At 52.6% G+C, this 1,547-nt stretch carries 1 rRNA gene; it reads left to right on the top strand.

The annotated features are described in order from the left end of the window. Positions 1–50 precede the first annotated feature (50 nt). Positions 51–1,547, top strand: a 23S ribosomal RNA gene (locus ABCM67_RS16210); the annotation flags it as partial.

A 1,547-nucleotide genomic window follows, 5' to 3' on the forward strand; every position in this document is an offset into this window, starting at 1 on the left:
ACACGAGAATCAAGAGACCGCATCACCTACGCTAGGGTGATGAAGCGAAAGGTCAAGCAATAAGGGCACAGGGCGGATGCCTTGGCACTAAGAGCCGATGAAAGACGTGATAAGCTGCGAAAAGCTTCGGGGAGGAGCAAATATCCCGTGATCCGGAGATGTCTGAATGGGGAAACCCGCATGAGCAGACCTCATGCATCCATACGCCAATCCATAACGTATGGAAGGGAACCCGGGGAACTGAAACATCTAAGTACCCGGAGGAAAAGAAAGAAACATCGATTCCGTAAGTAGCGGCGAGCGAACGCGGAGGAGCCTAAACCGGTGTGCGTGCATGCCGGGGTCATGGACTGCATTTAAGATTCAGCGAAGTTAACAGAACGGTTTTGGGAAAGCCGGCCGGAGAGGGTGAAAGCCCCGTACGTGAAAGCAGAGCTGACTGAGCAGGATCCGGAGTACCACGAGACACGAGGAACCTTGTGGGAAGTAAGGGGGACCACCCCCTAAGGCTAAATACTACTTAGTGACCGATAGCGCATAGTACTGTGAAGGAAAGGTGAAAAGGACCCCGGGAGGGGAGTGAAAGAGAACCTGAAACCCTGTGTCTACAAGCTGTGGAAGTACTTTATATGTACGACCGCGTACTTTTTGTAGAACGGTCCGGCGAGTTACGCTTACTGGCAAGGTTAAGCACTTCAGGTGTGGAGCCGTAGGGAAACCAAGTCTTAATAGGGCCAGAGTCAGTAGGAGTAGACCCGAAACCGGGTGATCTATCCATGTCCAGGTTGAAGCTGCCGTAAGAGGTAGTGGAGGACCGAACCCACATCCGTTGAAAAGGGTGGGGATGAGGTGTGGATAGGGGAGAAATTCCAATCGAACCCGGAGATAGCTGGTTCTCCTCGAAATAGCTTTAGGGCTAGCCTCGGTGTGAGTCTTGCGGAGGTAGAGCACTGAATTTCCTAGGGGGCGTCAAAGCCTACCGAAGAATATCAAACTCCGAATGCCGTGTAGATATCACCGGGAGTCAGACTGCACGAGATAAGTTGGGCGGTCAAAAGGGAAAGAGCCCAGACCTACAGTTAAGGTCCCAAAGTGCGCGTTAAGTGGAAAAGGATGTGGGATTTCGAAGACAACCAGGATGTTGGCTCAGAAGCAGCCATACATTCAAAGAGTGCGTAATAGCTCACTGGTCGAGAGGTCCTGCGCCGAAAATGTCCGGGGCTGAAACGCGCCACCGAAACTAAGGAATCTGAAAAGATTGGTAGAGGAGCATTGCATGCGGGAAGAAGCAGTACCGGAAGGAGCTGTGGACTGCATGGAAGAGAGAATGCCGGAATGAGTAGCGAGATAGAGGTGGGAATCCTCTAGGCCGAATATCCAAGGTTTCCAGGGTAAAGCTGATCTGCCCTGGGTGAGTCGGGACCTAAGGTGAGGGCGAGAGCCGTAGCCGATGGACAACAGGTTGATATTCCTGTACTGCAGTATGACAGAACTGTGGGGACACGTAAGGAGAGCGGGAGCCGGGAATGGAAAGCCCGGTACAAGCG

Origin of the sequence: Blautia sp. 2227st1_G12_2227SCRN_220401, assembly GCF_039062885.1 — a bacterium.
GTDB lineage: Bacteria > Bacillota > Clostridia > Lachnospirales > Lachnospiraceae > Blautia_A > Blautia_A fusiformis.